Annotated in this window: 16 protein-coding genes; 12 read left to right on the top strand and 4 right to left on the bottom strand. The window is 69.4% G+C overall.

Translation table 11 applies throughout. From position 1 onward, the window contains the following. Nucleotides 1–24 precede the first annotated feature (24 nt). From WMF22_RS37780 to WMF22_RS37745, 8 genes are all read left to right on the top strand, one after another. Complete coding sequence (locus WMF22_RS37780; RefSeq protein WP_438032902.1) at nucleotides 25–1,260, top strand: RtcB family protein; 1,236 nt, start codon at nucleotides 25–27, stop codon at nucleotides 1,258–1,260. Next, the gene (locus WMF22_RS37775; protein WP_438032901.1) at nucleotides 1,257–1,916 is read left to right on the top strand and encodes a peptide chain release factor-like protein; all 660 of its coding nucleotides are present in this window, start codon (nucleotides 1,257–1,259) and stop codon (nucleotides 1,914–1,916) included. Before WMF22_RS37780 ends, WMF22_RS37775 begins: the two co-directional genes overlap by 4 nt. Nucleotides 1,917–2,088: 172 nt before the next feature. Beyond that, entirely contained in the window at nucleotides 2,089–3,465 is a 1,377-nt protein-coding gene (locus WMF22_RS37770; RefSeq protein ID WP_438032900.1) for a sensor histidine kinase, read from the top strand. Then, a complete protein-coding gene (locus WMF22_RS37765; protein ID WP_438032899.1) occupies nucleotides 3,462–4,028 on the top strand; it encodes a response regulator transcription factor in 567 nt (188 codons plus the stop codon). Before WMF22_RS37770 ends, WMF22_RS37765 begins: the two co-directional genes overlap by 4 nt. A gap of 246 nt (nucleotides 4,029–4,274) precedes the next feature. Beyond that, nucleotides 4,275–5,717, top strand: a complete 1,443-nt coding sequence (locus WMF22_RS37760; RefSeq protein ID WP_438032898.1) for a c-type cytochrome — start codon at nucleotides 4,275–4,277, stop codon at nucleotides 5,715–5,717. A gap of 34 nt (nucleotides 5,718–5,751) precedes the next feature. After that, entirely contained in the window at nucleotides 5,752–7,068 is a 1,317-nt protein-coding gene (locus tag WMF22_RS37755) for a c-type cytochrome (RefSeq protein ID WP_438032897.1), read from the top strand. Between the two features lie 318 nt (nucleotides 7,069–7,386). After that, complete coding sequence (locus tag WMF22_RS37750) at nucleotides 7,387–7,878, top strand: cytochrome c-type biogenesis protein (RefSeq protein WP_438032896.1); 492 nt, start codon at nucleotides 7,387–7,389, stop codon at nucleotides 7,876–7,878. 241 nt (nucleotides 7,879–8,119) lie between these two features. Beyond that, complete coding sequence (locus WMF22_RS37745; protein ID WP_438032895.1) at nucleotides 8,120–9,106, top strand: MbnP family copper-binding protein; 987 nt, start codon at nucleotides 8,120–8,122, stop codon at nucleotides 9,104–9,106. On the opposite strand, the gene WMF22_RS37740 is transcribed toward WMF22_RS37745, so the two are convergent. After that, nucleotides 9,018–9,839, bottom strand: a complete 822-nt coding sequence (locus tag WMF22_RS37740; RefSeq protein WP_438031925.1) for an ATP-binding protein — start codon at nucleotides 9,837–9,839, stop codon at nucleotides 9,018–9,020. The two genes, WMF22_RS37745 and WMF22_RS37740, sit on opposite strands and share 89 nt — an antisense overlap. Then, nucleotides 9,839–11,425: an IS21 family transposase gene (gene istA / locus WMF22_RS37735; RefSeq protein ID WP_438031926.1), complete on the bottom strand. Its 1,587-nt coding sequence runs from the start codon at nucleotides 11,423–11,425 to the stop codon at nucleotides 9,839–9,841. Before istA ends, WMF22_RS37740 begins: the two co-directional genes overlap by 1 nt. A 267-nt stretch (nucleotides 11,426–11,692) precedes the next feature. Here istA and WMF22_RS37730 point away from each other — a divergent pair, with 267 nt between their 5' ends. The 4 genes from WMF22_RS37730 (at nucleotide 11,693) to WMF22_RS37715 (ending at nucleotide 14,239) form a co-directional block, all read left to right on the top strand. Next, a complete protein-coding gene (locus WMF22_RS37730) occupies nucleotides 11,693–11,962 on the top strand; it encodes a hypothetical protein (RefSeq protein WP_438032894.1) in 270 nt (89 codons plus the stop codon). A 1-nt stretch (nucleotide 11,963) separates the two neighbouring features. Beyond that, complete coding sequence (locus WMF22_RS37725) at nucleotides 11,964–12,497, top strand: hypothetical protein (RefSeq protein WP_437294796.1); 534 nt, start codon at nucleotides 11,964–11,966, stop codon at nucleotides 12,495–12,497. Continuing rightward, a complete protein-coding gene (locus WMF22_RS37720) occupies nucleotides 12,494–13,633 on the top strand; it encodes an MbnH family di-heme enzyme (protein WP_438032893.1) in 1,140 nt (379 codons plus the stop codon). The genes WMF22_RS37725 and WMF22_RS37720 overlap by 4 nt, the downstream gene beginning before the upstream one ends. Before the next feature lie 90 nt (nucleotides 13,634–13,723). Continuing rightward, the gene (locus WMF22_RS37715; RefSeq protein WP_438032892.1) at nucleotides 13,724–14,239 is read left to right on the top strand and encodes a TetR/AcrR family transcriptional regulator; all 516 of its coding nucleotides are present in this window, start codon (nucleotides 13,724–13,726) and stop codon (nucleotides 14,237–14,239) included. Nucleotides 14,240–14,323: 84 nt separating this feature from the next. Here WMF22_RS37715 and WMF22_RS37710 read toward each other — a convergent pair whose 3' ends face one another. Then, on the bottom strand, nucleotides 14,324–14,929 hold the full coding sequence (locus WMF22_RS37710) for a sigma-70 family RNA polymerase sigma factor (protein ID WP_438032891.1): 606 nt from the start codon (nucleotides 14,927–14,929) through the stop codon (nucleotides 14,324–14,326). A 192-nt stretch (nucleotides 14,930–15,121) separates the two neighbouring features. Continuing rightward, nucleotides 15,122–16,207, bottom strand: a complete 1,086-nt coding sequence (locus tag WMF22_RS37705) for an RNA polymerase sigma factor (protein ID WP_438032890.1) — start codon at nucleotides 16,205–16,207, stop codon at nucleotides 15,122–15,124. Nucleotides 16,208–16,517 lie beyond the last annotated feature (310 nt).

The following is a 16,517-nucleotide window of genomic DNA, read 5'->3' as shown; positions in this document are numbered from 1 at the left end:
TTGCCTCCTGCCCCGGAGATCTCGATGAAAGCCCCCGCCGACAGCGCAGTCCTTCCTGCCCACGCCCGCCTGGTCGCCCGCGACGACGTCTGGCTCGAGGGCAACGCCGTCCAGCAGCTCGCGCGCGTCGCCGCGCTGCCGGGCTGCGTCCGCGCCGTGGGCATGCCGGATCTGCACGCCGGGCGGGGCATCCCCATCGGCGCGGCCTTCGCCTTCGCGGACCGGGTCGTCCCGGAGCTCATCGGCGGCGACGCCGGCTGCGGCGTGCGGCTCGTGGCGACGTCGATCGGCCGCATGGCGCCGGACGTCCTCGAGCGGCGCGCGCGGCAGGCGATGGCCGACGAGCCGCTCGCCGAGTGCGACCCGCGGGCGGTGTTCGAGCGGGTCTGGGAGCGCGGCGCGCGCGGCTTTGCCGAGGTCGACGGTGTGCCCGAGGCGCTCGCGCGGCTCGCGGCGGCGGAGCCGGAGGACGGCCTTCGCCCGAGCGGGGACGCCTCGCCGTACCGCGCGGGCTACGAGGGCGCGCTCGGCTCGGTCGGCGGCGGGAACCACTTCCTCGAGGTCGCCCGGGTCGGCGCGCTGCGGGACCCTGCGGCGGCGAAGGCCCTCGGCCTCTCCGCGGGGGAGCTCGTCGTCGTGGCGCACTCCGGCTCGCGCGGGCTCGGCGGCGCGCTCGGGCAGCGCTGGGGCGGCGCGGTGCTCGAGGGGGACGCGGCCGAGCCGTACCTCGGCGAGCTCGCCGGCGCGTGCCGCTTCGCGCGGGCGAACCGGCTCCTGCTCGCGTACCGGATGCTGCGCGCGCTCGGCGCCTCGCGGGCGTCGACGATCACGGGCGGGCTCGACCTCACCCACAACGACGTCGCGCGTGAGGCCGTTGGCGGCGAGCTGGCCTGGGTGCACCGCAAGGGCGCGGCGCCCGCCCGGGGCAGCGACTTCACCGTGGTGCTCGGGTCGCGCGGCGCGCCGTCGTGGGTGATGCGCTCGTGCGACGCCGAGGCGGGGCTGCGCTCGGTCGCGCACGGCGCGGGCCGCAAGATGGGGCGCAGCGAGGCGCGCGAGAAGATCGCGGCCAGGTACCGGCGGCGCGAGCTCGCCCGCACGGAGCTCGGCGGCCGCGTCGTGTGCGACGACCCGGCGCTGCTGCTCGAGGAGCACCCGGACGCGTACAAGCCGATCGAGCCGGTGATCGAGAGCCTCGTCGAGGCCGGCCTGGCGACGGCGGTCGCGCCGCTCGTGCCGGTGCTCACGGTGAAGCGATGAGCCGCTGGTGGGTGCAGATCAGCGCGGGGAGGGGGCCGGTCGAGGTGCGGCGCTTCGTGGCGCGGCTCGCCGAGCGCATGGAGGCGCTCTGCGAGGAGCGCGGGCTCGCGGTGGTCGACGTCACGCTGCACGGCGACGAGGACGCGCCGGCCTCGGTCGAGATCCTGGTGGAGGGCGACGCGCGGCGCTGCCTCACGGGCGAGCTCGGGACACACGCGCTGGTCGAGCGGAGCGCGGCGCGGGGGAGGGCGGCGCGCAAGCGGTGGTTCGCGGGGGTGGCGGTCCACGCTGCGGGGGCGGACGCCGGGGCGGGCGAGGGCGTGGGCGTGGGCGTCGACCTGCGCGAGCTCGAGATCTCGGCCTGCCGCGCGAGCGGGCCGGGCGGGCAGCACGTGAACAAGACCCTGTCGGCGGTCCGGATCCACCACCGGCCGAGCGGGATCACGGTGCGCGTCGCCGATGAGCGCTCGCAGCGCGCGAACGTCCGCCGCGGGGTGGAGCGCATCGCGGAGCGGCTCGCCGAGCGCGCCGCCCGGCGCGTCGCGGAAGGGGAGGCGGCGCGCTGGAGCGAGCACGACCGGATCGTCCGGGGAGAGCCGGTGAGGACGTACCGGGTGGGGCGGAGGAGCGCGCTCGTGGTGGCGGAGGGGCGGTGAGGGGAGCGGCATCGCGTCTTGTTGGACAGGCGTAGTCTGTCCCGCTCACTGCTTGAGCCTGTCGAGATCGCCGCCCTCGCGGGGCGAGGCCGGCGAGGGGGCAGCGCGGGGACGCGCCGGCGCGACGAAACGCCGCGGTGACTTGGTCCACTTCCTGCGGTAATAGCGTCCCATGAGCGTCCTCATGCGGGTCGGCCGCTTGGATGCGGCCACGCCCACGACAGCAGGTTCGGCGGCTCCCATCCTGGCACGGCGCAGGAAGGCCGCGCCTGCCGAAGAAGAAACGGAGCTTCAACTCGGGCTGTCCTGGTTGCTCAAGCTGCGCTGGGGCGCGGTCGCCGGACAGCTCATGGCCCTGGTCTTGGTCCGGGTGATCCTCGCGCTCGACTTGCCGTATGTGCCGCTCCTCGGCTTGGTGTCGTTCACTGCCGCGACGAACGCTGGCCTCCTGCTGTGGGGACAGCCGTCTACCAGCTCCTGGAGACTCCCTGCGGTCCTCGCGATCGATGTCGTCGTCCTCACGCTGATGCTGGCAGCCTCTGGAGGGGCGAGCAATCCCTTCACGGTCTTCTTTCTGGTGCATGTGGCGCTCGCGGCGCTGTTGCTCGATGCCCGGCTGGCCTGGACGGTCGTCGTTCTCACCATCGCGGGTTTCGCCGCACTCTTCTTCATCCCGTCACAACACCTGGCGTTCCATGAACACGGGCCTTGGTCGACGCACCTCGTCGGGATGTGGATCGCCTATGTCCTCGCAGCAGGGTTCGTGGCGTACTTCGTCGGGCGTGTGTCGCGAGCGATCCGGGGCCGGGATCAGCGCTTGGCAGAGATTGCAAGCCTCGCCGCGCAGAACGAGCGCCTCGCCACGCTCTCGAGCTTCTCCGCAAATGCCGCGCACGAGCTCGGCTCACCGCTCGCCACCATCGGCCTCGCCGCGAAGGAGCTGGCGATCGGGCTTCGGCGCGAGCATCGGAGCAGCGGGCTGGCCGCGGACGCCGACCTGGTGTGTCGCGAGGTGGCGCGTTGTCGCGAGATCCTCGCCGCCATCTCCGCACGCGCGGGCGAATCCGTCGGCGAGATGCCGGTTCGGGTGACGCTTGAACGGGTGGTCGCGGAGCTCCTTCGTCTCATGTCCCCGGTGCTCATCCCGCATCTTCGCCTCACGTACGACGACGACGCCAGCAGCCATGCCGCGCTCGTGGCCCCGGTCAAGACCCTCGCGCAGATGCTCCACAACCTGATCCGCAACGCGTTCGACGCCCAGGAGGACGCCGATGTCGAAGAGCCTGTCGAGCTACGCATCGTCGCGGCCGAGCGCCTCTGCTTCCATGTGCTCGACCGGGGGAAGGGGATTCCGGCAGACATCCAGGCGAAGCTAGGTGAGCCCTTCGTGACGACGAAGGCGGACCGCGGCGGCTTGGGGCTCGGAGTCTATCTCGCGCGGGCCTACGCGGAGCGCACCGGCGGATACCTACTCTTCCAGGCTCGGCCAGAAGGGGGCTCCGACGTGGAGCTCTGCTTCGCTCGCGATGCCCTGCGGGGGGCAGCATGAGCCAGACCGCGCATCGTGAGGGCGGCCATGGGACCGAGGGCCGCTCTGTCCTCGTGGTCGATGATGAGGATGCCTTTCGTGACCGCCTCGTACGCGCGCTTGCAGAGCGAGGCTTCGAGGCGGCCGGAGTGCCATCCTCTGAGGAGGCGATTCGCCACGCTCAGCTCGAAACTCCTGAGTGCGCGGTCGTCGATCTCCGCATGCCGCGCACGTCGGGCCTCCATGCCGTGCGGAAGCTCCACGAGCTCGACCCCACCACCCGCATCGTGGTCTTGACCGGTTACGGCAGCATCGCGACGGCCCTGGACGCCGTTCGGTCGGGGGCCGTCCACTATCTGACGAAGCCCGCCGACATCGACGAGATCGTCGCGGCGTTCGACCACGACGGGTCGCCCGCCGACGAGCCGCCGCCGACCTCGGTCCCGTCGCTCGAACGGGTTGAGTGGGAGCACATCGACCGGGTGCTCGTCAGCTGTGGTGGCAACATCACCCAGGCGGCGGCGCTCCTCGGGCTGCATCGTCGTTCACTGCAGCGCAAGCTCGGTAAGCGCCCGAGCCCGTGATGCCCGTGATGATCGAGCGCCGGCTCGCGAACGCCGCGCGCTCGGAGCGAGGGGCCGCGCCGAGCGGAGGCCCGGGAGCGCCTTCGGGATGAGCCTGCCGCGATAATACACGTCGCGCTCGACGGCACGCGGCCGCCGACGCCGCGACGCGGCGCGCGGGCATCGCGGCTGGAGCCGCGCGGCATTTCGTCGCGCGACCCTTGGCCACGCTGAAAAGCAGGCCGAGCTCGTGCACATAGGCGAGGCATGGACCTGCCTGTATTCCACCTCGACTTCCTCAACAACCGCATGCTCATCGCGATCATCGCGGTGCTGCACGTGGTCATCAACCATGGGATGGCGGTCGGTGGCATTCCGCTGGTGGCTTACCTCGAACGACGGGGCGTCCAGACCGGCGATGAGTCCTGGGACGCTCTGGCGCACCGCCTCCTCTCCTTCTTCTTCATCGTCACGACGACCGTCGGCGCGCTCACCGGCGTGGGTATCTGGCTCTCCGCGTCGCTCGTGAACCCGTACGCCATCGGGAGCCTGATCCGGGTCTTCTTCTGGACGTGGTTCACCGAATGGCTCGTGTTCGTGACAGAGGTCGTCCTCATCCTGGCCTACTACCTGAGCTGGAAGAGGTGGACCGGGCCGCGCAAGCGGGCGCACGTCAAGCTGGGCGCTGCGCTCTCCATCGCCTCATGGATCACGATGGCGCTGATCGTGTCCATCCTCGGATTCATGATGGACCCCGGCTCGTGGCGCACCGACCGGACGCTCTTCAGCGGGATGTTCAACCCGATCTACCTGCCGCAGCTCGCGTTCCGCACCCCCCTCGCCATGGTCATGGCAGGCGCGTTCGGCCTCGCCGCGTTGTTGTGGGTCACCGAGCGCGGATCGGTGCTTCGCGCGCAAGCGGTCAGGTCGATCGCCCGCTGGTCCCTGTTCTGGACGCTCCCCTGCGTCGCGGGCGGCTGGTGGTATGCGCGCGTCGTCCCCGCGGCGATGCAGGCGAACCTCCCCGTCGCGCTCCTCACGCAGATGCTCGAGGGATGGGCGCGCACTGCGCTGTGGGTGCTAGGTGGCGCCTGCATCGCTATCGCGCTCGTGATGGCCTGGGGGGCCGCTCGTCCGGCCAGCCTTCGTCGCTGGGCGTTCGTCGTACCCGCCGTGCTCACCGTCCTGCTCCTCGGCACGTTCGAGCGCGTGCGCGAGTTCGTTCGAAAGCCGTACGCGATCGCCGGGTATCTGTACGCGAACGGCCTCCGTGAGGAAGACTATCCGCTGCTGCAGCGCGACGGGCTCCTCGCGCACGCGACGTACACGGCGGTCCGCCGGATCACGCCGGAGAATGAGCTCGAGGCCGGGCGCGAGATCTTCAATCTCGCATGCACGCGATGTCATACGGTCGACGGCGTGAACGGCATCCGTGGGCTCCTCGAAGGCATGTACAGCAACCGCGATTCGTGGGACTACGCGGAGCCCTGGCGGCGTGATGCCATCGCCAGCTACATCGGGGCGATGCACAACGCGCGGCCCTTCATGCCGCCATTCCCCGGGAACGAACAGGAGAAGCAGGCTCTCGCAGCGTGGCTCGAGGGCCTTCAGACCCAGCGCGACGTCATCGAGGGAGCGCAGGTCACGGGGGTCGCGGCACCACCGCGGCCGAAGCGGCGAAGCGACGGAACGCTCGCCGTCGACCCGTGACCGCTCCCCTCAAGAATTCAAGGATTCGCAGGACATGAACCCGACACCGATCCCGAGAGACATTCCCCTCCCGCTCCCAGCAAGTCAGGGGCTGCTGGAGGGGCTGCTCGTCATTGCCTTCATCGCCCACATTCTGTTCGTCAACCTGATGGTGGGCGGCTCGCTCCTCGTGCTCGGCTTCGAGATCCGCGGCCTTCGTGACCGCGACTTCGACAAGCTCGCACGCGCGCTCGCGGCGACCGTCACGGTCAACAAGAGCCTCGCCGTGGTGCTCGGCGTCGCGCCGCTCCTGCTCATCAACGTTCTGTACACGATCCACTTCTACACCGCGAACGCGCTCACGGGCACGGCGTGGATCCTGTTGATCCCGGCGATCGCGACGACGTTCCTTCTCCTCTACCTCCACAAGTACTCGTGGGATCGGCTCGAGACACAGAAGGGGCTTCACATCGCGATCCTCGGGCTCGCGGTAGCGCTCTTTCTCGTCATCCCGCTCGTGTTCTTGGCGAACGTGAACCTGATGATGTTCCCGGAGCGCTGGACCGGGGTTCGAGGTTTTCTCAGCTCGCTTCTGCTGCCGAACGTCTTCCCTCGATACTTTCACTTCCTCTGCGCGTCGCTCATCCTGACGAGCCTCTTCGGAGTCTGGTACTTCGGCCGGAGCAAGTTTCCAGCCGAGGAGACCTTCGAACGGCTCACGCGACCGCGGCTTCGGCGCATCTTCTACTCCGTCGCGTTCGCCGTCTCTCTGGCGCAGTTCATCGTCGGGCCGCTCGTGCTATTCACGCTCCCTTCGAAGGGCTTCCACGTGTCGGTCGTGACCCCGATCCTGATCGGCGCTGGCGTCGCGGTTCCCGCGGTCTGGATGATGTGGAAAGAGCTGTCGGTCTCCGAGCCGCATGGCAAACGCCTGCCGCTCATCGTCGGGTACATCTCGCTCACCGTGTTTTGCATGGCCCTCGGTCGACACATGTACCGGGGCGTGGCTCTCGCCGAGCATCGAGCGGAAATGCAGGTGGTGACTCGCCAGTGGGTCGATGACTCGGCCCAAGCGGCGTACGACCTTCGCGTGGGACGTGAGCGCGCCGCCGCGGGCGTCAGCGATGGGCAACACCTCTTCCACAACACCTGTGGCGCCTGTCACGGCGTCGACCGTCGGATCGTCGGGCCGTCGCTCACCGAGATCGCTCAGATCTACGCAGGCAACCCGAACGGCATCGTGACGTGGGCCCGGGCACCGGGGAAGAAGCGCGCTGATGCGCCTCAGATGCCACCGTTCGCCTCGCTCGGGGACGAGCGCCTCCGGCAGATCGCCGAGTACATGCTGGAGACCGGGGCAGCGGCGCACTGATCGCTGCCGCGGTGAAGAACTCCTGGCGCCACGCTCGTGCATGGCGCCGGCGTCCAGTCCTCCGGGCCTGAACCTGCTGAAGCTCCGCATCGTGAAGATCGAGGCCGTGCGTGTTCACGATGCGCGCATGCGGCCGCGTGGTGACCAGCGCGACATCGTGTCGCAGGGCCGTGGAGGCCGGTAGCGGTAGTCTGTTTCGCCATGAGCCAGCGAGAGCGCCGCGGCGCTGCGAATGCCCCCGTCCGTCCCCCTCACGGCGCGCGCGACGTGAGCTCGCCTCTGCGTGTCCGATCGCCGCGGAGTTGTCGCTGGCGCCGCGTGGCAGCGCTGGCCGTCGCCCTCGCTGGCGTGGCGCTCACCGGCAGCGCCGAACCCGCGCCGCCCAGCCAGGCCGCCTCCGAGCTCGTCGACTCGACCCCGGCGCCCGGCGAGAGGGCGCTCGCGGCGCGCCTGCTCGCGCCTTGTTGCTGGGATCAGACGCTCGATGTCCACGAATCCGAGCTGGCGCGCGATCTTCGCCGCGAGATCCACGCGCGTCTCCGTCGGGGCGAGGTGGCCGACGCCATCGAGCAGGACCTCGTGGCGCGTTACGGCGAGCGCCTCCGCGCGGCGCCCTCGTCAGGCGCGCTCGGCCAGGTCGCGCTGGGATTGATGCTGGGCATCGCGGCGACCTTCCTCGGCATCTTCGCCCTGCTGCGATCGTGGCGGAGCAACGCTGCGCAGGCCGCTCCGTCCGGAGGCACCCTCGCGGCTGCTCGCGACGAGTACGACGAGCGCCTCGACGACGAGCTCCGGGAGCGCGACGCATGAGCGCACCCGTCTTTCCGGTTGATTGGAGAGGAGGCTCAGCAGGGACATCTCGTTATGACCGCGGCGCAGCGGCGGCGGAAAACTCTTCACCCGGATACCGCCGGCGCCCCTTGAAAGACGGTCACGAGGTGCGACAAATTGCTGCACCCAGGAGAGCCGAGCTTCGAGTAGGCTCCGCTCCGGTGCGGTGGTGACGACGTTGTGGCTTCGTAGCTTGAAAGGTTGCCTGATGATTTGTTCAATGGCTCGTGTCACGTGCCTCGGCGTGGCCTGTCTCGCGGCTCTGAGCGGGTGCGGCGGGAGCGATGAGGCCGTCATCTCGAAGACGTTCGCGCTGAGCTTCGCCGCCAAGGTCGGCGACAGGCCGTTCTCCTGCACCGACACGTTCGATGGAGTCGGCACGACCGCATCGTCGGTCAACGCGCTCGATTTTCGCATGTACGTCTATGACGTGCGGCTCGTTCGCGGCGACGGGTCCGAGGAGCCCCTCGCGCTCGAGCAGGATGGCCAGTGGCAGCGCGACAAGATCGCGTTCCTCGACTTCGAGGACGGCACGGGCTCCTGTGAGACCGGCAGCCCGGAGACGAGGACCGAGGTTGTGGGCACCGCGCCCGCCGGCGATTACGCCGGTGTCAGGTTCAACGTGGGTTTGCCCCCGGAGATGAACCACCTGGACGCGGCGACGGCCCCGGCGCCCCTGAACATTCCCGGCATGTGGTGGTCGTGGAAGGGCGGCTACAAGTTCGTGCGCCTCGACCTCGTCTCGACGATGAACCCGACCTATTTCTTCCACCTCGTGCCACGTCGCAGGGTCATGGGGCCACCCCGTCGCAGGGTCATGGGGCCAGGGGGAGACGCCGTGATCGGTCTCGACCATGCCCGAGACCGCGAAGCGTGTCGAGGTCCCCGGAGCCGGGCGCGCAGCGACCGGCGACGTCTCTCTTTTCGCAGGGTCATGGGGCCACCCAGGCGCCCCGGTAGATCCCGAGCAGGGTCCGCGACGCTCAGGAGCTGGCAGGTACACCCCGCCCCCGGCGAGACCCGCGCTCCCGTCGACGAGGGTGGGCGAGGCACGCCGATCGGAGCGAGGGGTCAGAGGCGCGGCCCCGGGCTCGACGTCCTCGCCGGGGCCGCAGCGGTCATCGCCGCCTGCTGCGTGGGTGGGTGGGTGGCTTGCTGCGCGCGGGCACCGGCGCGGCCGTGGCGCTCTCGTCGAGCTTCGGCTTGAGCCGCGGTCTGTACGACTCCCCCTCGATGATGAAGTCGAACGCCGCGTTCTTGAACCGATCGACGGCGCTCTGCGCGAGCAGCACGTCGTCGAACATCGCGAGCCACTCGGCCGTGTCGCGATTGCTCGTGACGATCATCGAAGCGTTGCCTGTGCGTTCGAGGAAGAGCTGGTACACGTCGCGGCTCTCTTCCTTGTTCATCGCCTCGAGCGCGAAGTCGTCGAGGATGAGCAGGTCGACGGTCGTGAGCGCGACCATCTCGGCGTCGCGTGAGTTGTCGAGTCTGCTCTGGCGCAGCCTGCGCAGCATCGCGTCCGCGCGCAAGAAGCGCACGCTGTAGCCGTGCTGGCACGCGAGGTGTCCGAGCGCGTTCGCGAGGTAAGTCTTGCCCACGCCGACAGAGCCGAGGATGACGATGTGCTTGTGCTCTTCGAGGAAGCGTAGGCTCGTGAACCCGCCGAGCAGACGCTTGTCGAAGCTGACCTTCGCGGTCTTGTCCCAGAGCTCCAGGCGCATGGCCGGATCGAGCCCGGCGTCGCGTACGCGGCTCTCCGTCGCGCTGGCCTCGCGACGCGCGATCTCGTCGGTGAGCAGCATGAGCAACAGCTCCTCGTGTCCCATCGACTGCTTCTCGGCGACCAGGAGACGCTCGCGCAGCGTCGCCGCGATGCGGCCGAGACGAAGGCGCTTGAGCGCTGTGATGAGCGCAGGGTCGACATCACTCGAGCTCATCACGAGTCCTCCTTGGTCGCGGCAGCCGCCGGCATGCGCGTCGCGAAGTGCTCCGTGCTGCGCGCGAACCGCGGCGCGGGCAGCGCAACGACCGTCCGCTGCCCCGTGGACGGTGACGCCGGCGTCTTCGCGGTCTCGAGCATGCGCGCCACGCGCTGCACGTCGACGACATCAAACGCGAGCGCGCTCTGGCAGATCGCCTCGACACGCCCGTTACCGAACTTCTTGCACAGACGCAGCAGCGCGTAGACCAGCCGCATGCGCGTCCAGGGCAACGGCACCGCGAGCAGTCGCTCAGCGTAGACGCCGACGTGCACTCCGCACTTCTTCGCGCTCGCGATGAGCGAGGCGACGTCGCGCACCGCTGCGACGTCCTTGCCCATGGGGTAGTCGCTCGGATCGGTGGAACGCTTGCCCGGCGCGACGCGCGCGTGCACTTTCACGAGCTCCGTGCCGGCGTAGATCCTCACCGACGCGCTGTCGGCGCGGACGCGCACCGTGCTGCCGACGTGGCGGGTGGGCACGCTGTAGAGCGACCGGAGCACCTGCACGTGATGATCGGGGTGCACCTTTGCGTCGGTCCAGTACGGCACGTCGAACGGTGCTGCCGGCGCCGGCTTCATGCCGCTCCTCTCGCGCGCCTCGAACACCTCGCGCGGTACCTCGCGCGTCGTGCCGTGGACGCGCGCGCCGGCGACGTCGCGGCACCACCGCTCAGCCGACGCGCGCGCGTCCTCGAGGCTCGTGAACGATTCGCCGTCGAACCAGCTCTCCCGCACGTAGGCGACCTGATTCTCGACACGTGCCTTGTCTCTCGGCGACCTGACACGCGCGGCATCCACGAACAGCCCGCGCGTCTGAGCGTAGTCGAGGAAGGCCGGCGCGAGCACGGGGGCGAGCTCGTCGGCGCGCAGCACGATGGCCTTCATGTTGTCCGGGATGATCACGCGCGCCATCGCATCGAAGAACCGCCACGCCGCATCCAGGCCCGCGCACACCGCCACGGTGGTCTGCTCGAACGACGGCCACACGAACTGGTAGCGGCTGTACACGAGCGTCACCACGAGCACCCACAGATTGCGAACTCGCTGCGTCGCAGGATCGAACAGCCTGCCCATGAGGCCGAAATCGACCTGCGCGACCTCGCCGGGCTCGGTATCAGCGACACGAACCGTCGGCGTCTTCTTGCGCCACGCGAGCTCCTCCTTGGCGAAGCGCCAGAGCGTGTCGTAGCTCGCCGTGACGCCGTGGTCGCGCTGGAGCAGCGTGTGGATTTTCCGCAGCTTCAGCGGGCGAGATTGGGCGAGCCAGGCCTCGATACGCACGCGATGCGCGTCGATCTGCTTCCTCTCGTCGCTCGCGTCGGGCACCGGGCGCGCCTGCACGCGCTGGGCGATCGCATGAATCTCCTCGTCCGTCGGCTCGCGGTCGCGCGGCAGTGGCAGCGTCGCTGCGGCCTCGAAGTACCTGCCGACCGTCTTGCGATCGAACCCCGTCTCGCGCGCCACCTGACGCGCGCTTTGCCCCGCCGCACGACGGCGGAGCATTTCCTTGATGTCAACCATGATCAGCTCTCGGTAGGGCATCGGGCTCCTTCCGACGGCGACCCGCGCCGTCGTCGGAAGGAGCCCGTCTCAGATCCCGACCGCGGCGTCCCGAGCTGGCCCCATGACCCTGCGAAAAACCTCGGAAGCTGGCCCCATGACCCTGCGAAAAACTAGGTCACGCCCCCGCGCGGGTGGCCCCATCCTCCTGCGATTGGGGTGGCCCCATGACCCTGCGAAAAACGCCGTCAAGTGGCCCCATGAGCCTGCGAACTGGCACACCTCGGGAGCACGAAGTGCGAGGGGACCGTGAGCGAGGGGTACTCGTGCGCCGCTGACAACCTCGCCGATATACGCATCGACGGGGTCGACCCGGAGTCGAGCACCATCGTCTTCGATCTCGCCAGGTTCTATGCCGGGTCCGACCTCGACCACCAGGTCGACGGCGAGACGGATCGCACCTCCGGTTGCATGTCCTTCGAGGGCGATCCAGAGTGCCCGCCCGTCTTCAGCGCGCTTGGCATGGGCTTCGATGGCGTGAACCCGTCGGCTGCGCAGACCGCTTTCCGGGTGGAGTGAGATGTACATCCTCAGAACGGCGACCTGTCTGCTCGCGCCGCTATGGGTCTGTGCGCTTGCCGGCTGCGGTGCCGCCGACGAGGACATGGACGAGCCGAGCGACGCGGAGATCCTCCCGGGCGACCCTCGCTTCGAGCGCGATCCGGCGCTCGACGTGGAGAACATCAGCGCCGCTGTCGAGAAGCGCAGCCACAACATGGGGCAGAACTGCATCGGCTGCCATCAGCCCCACGGCCCCGGCAAAGGGCTCTTCACCGCGGCCGGGACGGTGTACGCGCCGTCGGGTACGCCGGTGACGGGCGGGACGGTCGAGCTCCGCACGGCCGGCGGAGGCGAGGGAGATCTCGTGCTCTCCGTCGCCATCGACGGGAACGGGAACTTCTTCACGACCGAGCCGCTGCCCTTCCCGGACCAAGCGCTGTTCTTCTTCGTGCGGTCCCAGGACGGCGAGGGGACGAACGAGATGCCGTTTCCATCCATCTCAGGAGCGTGTAATCTGTGTCACAACGAACAGCGCCGCATTCTGCTGGAGTGATCCGCGCAATCGCGTCGGCGGGGCTCGTCGCGCTCGCGGTGGCGTCGTGCGGGGGCGAGACGGAAGCGACCCAGCCGGTCGACGGCTACGAGCTCGCCTTGCCCGTCGGCTTCCCGAGGCCGTGGGTGCCGCCCGACAACCCGATGACCGAGGCGAAGGTCGCGCTCGGGCGCGCCCTGTTCTTCGACGAGCGCCTGTCGGGCAACGGGACCATGGCGTGCGCCTCGTGTCACGAGCGCGACAGGGGGTTTGCCGACGGCAAGCCCACCCCGACCGGCTCGACAGGGGACACGATCCCGCGCAACGCGATGGGGCTGGCCAATGTCGCCTATTTCCCGCTGCTCACGTGGGGCAACCCCACGCTGTCGTCGCTCGAGGAGCAGGCGCTCGTCCCGATGTTCGGCGAGAGCCCGGTCGAGCTCGGGATCACCGGGGCCGAGGACGTCGTGCTCGGCCGGCTCCGCGGCGACGAGGCGTACAAGGCCGCGTTCGCCGCCGCCTTCCCCGGCGAGCGCGAGCCGATCGCGTTCGATTCCGTCGTGAAGGCGATCGCGACGTTCGAGAGGACGCTCATCTCCGGGCGCTCCGCGTACGATCGCTATACCTACGGCGGAGAGGCGGGCGCGATGTCCGAGGCGGCGGTGCGCGGCATGGATCTCTTCTTCTCCGAGCGGCTCGAGTGTTATCACTGCCACAGCGGGATCAACTTCACGACCGCCTTCCGGAGCGCCGAGACGAAGCAGGCGGAGATGGATTTCCACAACACCGGCCTCTACAACCTCGGCCCGGACGGGGGCTATCCCTCCGGCGGAGAGGGGCTGTTCGAGTTCACCGGCGATCCGGCGGACAAGGGGAAATTCCGCGTTCCTTCGCTGCGCAACGTCGAGCTGACGGCGCCGTACATGCACGACGGGAGCGTGGCCACCCTGGAGGAGGTCGTCGATCACTACGCCGCGGGAGGCAGGACCATCGACGACGGGCCGTTCGCGGGCGTGGGCAGCGAGAACCCGAACAAGAGCACGCTCGTCAGGGCGTTCACCATCACGCCGGAGGAGAAGGCGGATGTCGTGGCCTTCATGAAGAGCTTGACCGATCCGGAGTTCGCAGCCGTGGTGGACGGCGCGCAGGCGCCGTAGCCAGGCGGGTGGCAGTTACATCGGTCACATCGGCCGGCCCCCGCTCGCGCGGACGATCTCCCCCGTGACCGCGGTGTTCGCCCGGCGCTCGTGGCCGCGCTGCTGGAGCGGACCTTCGAGCGGCTGGTGGGGCACGTGACCGCGCGCGTGCTCGCCGCGAGGACGGCGCGCTCGGCGGTGAGGGCGCTGGTGGAGGCGCACTTGACCTGGGTGTTCGACCACGAGGCCGAGGCGCGCTTCATGTACCAGGCGCTGGCGCTGGAGCTCGACGGGCATCACCGCGCCGCGCTCCGGGAGACCAAGGCGCGGCTCAAGGCGGAGACGATCGCGCACCTCTCGGAGCTCGGCGTCTTCTCCGGGGCGCGCTCGTCCGAGGTGATGGTCGACGTCGTGCTGCTCGGGCCGGCGCACCAGGCCTGCCGCGCCTACCTCTCCGCGTCCGGCGCCGTGGACCCCGCGTGGATGAAGGCGACCCTGCCCGAGCTCGCATGCGCAGCGATGGGCAAGGTCGACCCGGCGCAACGGGCGCCCCGGACAGGGCGGCGCGCCGCAGGCGTGGAGCCGCGCCAGCAGGCCGGCGGGAGAAGGAAAGGCAAACCAGGTTGAGGAGGTGTCCGCCCTCGAGCCCGAGGCGGGTCGCACCGCTGGTGCGCGCCCTCCAGAGCGGCGATCGTTCGCTCCGCCTCATGGTCATCCACGTCGCGCCGGAAGTGGACAACCTGGCCTTTGATGCTCATTGCGACCCCGCTCTCCGGGCGAAGCCTCCATGGTTGCCCGAAGCCCGAGGATGTCGCGCAGCGCATCGATGGCCTTCGCGCGTCGCTTGTAGAGCGTGGAGAGAGGCAGCCCCGCGTCTTCCGCCACCTGGGCCATCGGGATCCCATTCAGATCGTGTGCCACGAGAACGAAGCGCAGCTTCGGATCGAGCTCGTTCACCGCGTCGATCGTGCCCGCTCGGATGCTGTCGGATTCCAGCGTAGCGGCGGCGTCCGGCGCGGGATCGGCAAACTCGATCAAATCGACGAGCTGCTCCCTGCGGTGCTTCCTGCGCTCGTGATAGTGCCAGGCGACGTGTACGGTGATCGCGTTCAACCAGCGTTCCGGCCTGCCGCGCTTCGGATCGAACCTGGGCCAGCTCTCCCAGGCGGTGAGCCAGACCTGCCCTGCCACGTCGGTACGATGGCACGGTGGGACCCCCAGCCTCCCCAGCAAGCTCGGCACGGCACGAACGAGCGCCGGGCAAAACAGGCGCGCGTGCGCGGCGGCTCGCTCGTCGTCATTCGACGGACGACCCATGATTTCACCCTCCCCCGACCGCGATGGAGAGCCCGAGCGGTGAGACGAGCCACATCGCACCCAGCATGTCCTCCATGTTCCCTCCTGAACCGTGAGCATTCCTGTCCGACGCACGGCGGACCTCGGCCTCGTGCTGCCCGGCGACAGCACCGGCTCCGCCGCTGGCTTAGGTGCTGATGGACAGCCGACCCGTCAGCGAAGCTGCCTGAGCATCTCTTCGCGCTCCACGGCGAGCCGACCGCGCGGGAACTCCTCCGCATGGGCCTCGAGCAACCGGTGCGCCTCGAGATCCGCCTCTGGGCTGCGAGCCACGATGGCCGTCCGGGCCCGGCTGATCAGGCTCCTCTCGCGTGCGCTGATCGCCGGCTTCGCGTGCGCCGTCGAGGACGACGCACGCGGAGCAGCCGTTACCGACGGAGGAGGCGTCGCGGTCGCACCGGCGCCATCCTGTCCGGCGCCGCGCTCCACGGGGAGCGCAGCGGCCTGCGCTGCGGGTGATGCGGAGGACGTCCCCGCCTGCTCGGCGCGGCGCTCCGCGGGGAGCGCCGCGGAGCCCTGCCCAGTCAGCTCGGGCCAACCGTCATCGAGAGCCGAGCGAACCCACGACTGCAGCGTGGACGAGGAGGTCACGGCAGCGACCATGGCGCTCATGAGCACGACGCTCGCCCCCTGCGCCAGGAGCCTCCAAGTCCAGCGGAGCAGGGAGCCGATCCACCCCTGGCGTGGAGTGAGCCCGAACGGAACGACGCAGGGGGTCTCGTCCCATCCGCGCGAGCGTTGCTTCGCCCTCCGGCGTTGCGCCGCCTCCTCCAGCTGCTCGAGGGCTCGACGGTGCAGCGTCTTCACGGCGTCGGGGTGGAGCCCGAGCTCCGCGGCGATCTGGGTCAGCGGGATCTCCTCGAGATCATGCCTGATCAAGATGTCCCGGTACTTCGGCTCGACACCGTCGATGAGCTCCCACAACACCGCTTCCCGCTCGCGCCACCTGAGCAGCTCTTCCGGCGTGGGGTGCTCGTCGTGAAGCTCGGGATCGTGAGACGGCGTCAGCACCTCTCGCCGGCGGTGCGCGCTTCGAAGATAGTCGCGCGCCTGGTTGGCCGCGATCGCGACGCGGTACGGCGCCGGGTCCCCGCCTGCTTCGATCCGTCCCTCCGCGTCGAGCCCCCGCAGCAGCGCGTCCTGCGCGACGTCCTCGGCATCGCGCGCCGGGACCCCGAAGCGCCTCGCCAGGCGCCGGAAGAGCTCGAAGCTGCTGAAGGCCCCCGCTCGCTTGCCCATGCCGGTAGCACGTCTGAGCGACCCTCCCGGGGTCAGAAAAGTGAACGGCCCGGTCCATTTTGGTAGGACAATACGCCCCCAATGTGCCACGTGCTCGTTAGTTCAGTGATAGGCACCTGGAAGAGATGGCGACATTGCTGGTTCGCGCTGAAATTTCTCGCGGTAAATGCACGCGCAAGGCGATTTCATCCGCCATTGACGCCGAGCAGTTGACGCAACTACCGTCGTGACATGCGTTGCGCTCCACAGTTGTTTTCGATTCTCCTTGCGGTCGGGGCATCGACATGCCTTACGAGCGCGGCGCGCGCCC

The sequence above is a fragment of the Sorangium sp. So ce204 genome, from assembly GCF_051526795.1.
Taxonomy (GTDB): domain Bacteria; phylum Myxococcota_A; class Polyangia; order Polyangiales; family Polyangiaceae; genus Sorangium; species Sorangium cellulosum_B.
Note: the sequence above shows the minus strand (reverse complement) of the source record. Positions and strands in the feature narration are given on the sequence as shown.

Bases quoted from the DNA above. Each gene is read 5' to 3' on its own strand.
- WMF22_RS37780 (WP_438032902.1), top strand. From the start codon at position 25: ATGAAAGCCCCCGCCGACAGCGCAGTCCTTCCTGCCCACGCCCGCCTG.
- WMF22_RS37775 (WP_438032901.1), top strand. From the start codon at position 1,257: ATGAGCCGCTGGTGGGTGCAGATCAGCGCGGGGAGGGGGCCGGTCGAG.
- WMF22_RS37770 (WP_438032900.1), top strand. From the start codon at position 2,089: ATGAGCGTCCTCATGCGGGTCGGCCGCTTGGATGCGGCCACGCCCACG.
- WMF22_RS37765 (WP_438032899.1), top strand. From the start codon at position 3,462: ATGAGCCAGACCGCGCATCGTGAGGGCGGCCATGGGACCGAGGGCCGC.
- WMF22_RS37760 (WP_438032898.1), top strand. From the start codon at position 4,275: ATGGACCTGCCTGTATTCCACCTCGACTTCCTCAACAACCGCATGCTC.
- WMF22_RS37755 (WP_438032897.1), top strand. From the start codon at position 5,752: ATGAACCCGACACCGATCCCGAGAGACATTCCCCTCCCGCTCCCAGCA.
- WMF22_RS37745 (WP_438032895.1), top strand. From the start codon at position 8,120: ATGGCTCGTGTCACGTGCCTCGGCGTGGCCTGTCTCGCGGCTCTGAGC.
- WMF22_RS37740 (WP_438031925.1), bottom strand. From the start codon at position 9,839: ATGAGCTCGAGTGATGTCGACCCTGCGCTCATCACAGCGCTCAAGCGC.
- istA (WP_438031926.1), bottom strand. From the start codon at position 11,425: ATGCCCTACCGAGAGCTGATCATGGTTGACATCAAGGAAATGCTCCGC.
- WMF22_RS37725 (WP_437294796.1), top strand. From the start codon at position 11,964: ATGTACATCCTCAGAACGGCGACCTGTCTGCTCGCGCCGCTATGGGTC.
- WMF22_RS37710 (WP_438032891.1), bottom strand. From the start codon at position 14,929: ATGGGTCGTCCGTCGAATGACGACGAGCGAGCCGCCGCGCACGCGCGC.
- WMF22_RS37705 (WP_438032890.1), bottom strand. From the start codon at position 16,207: ATGGGCAAGCGAGCGGGGGCCTTCAGCAGCTTCGAGCTCTTCCGGCGC.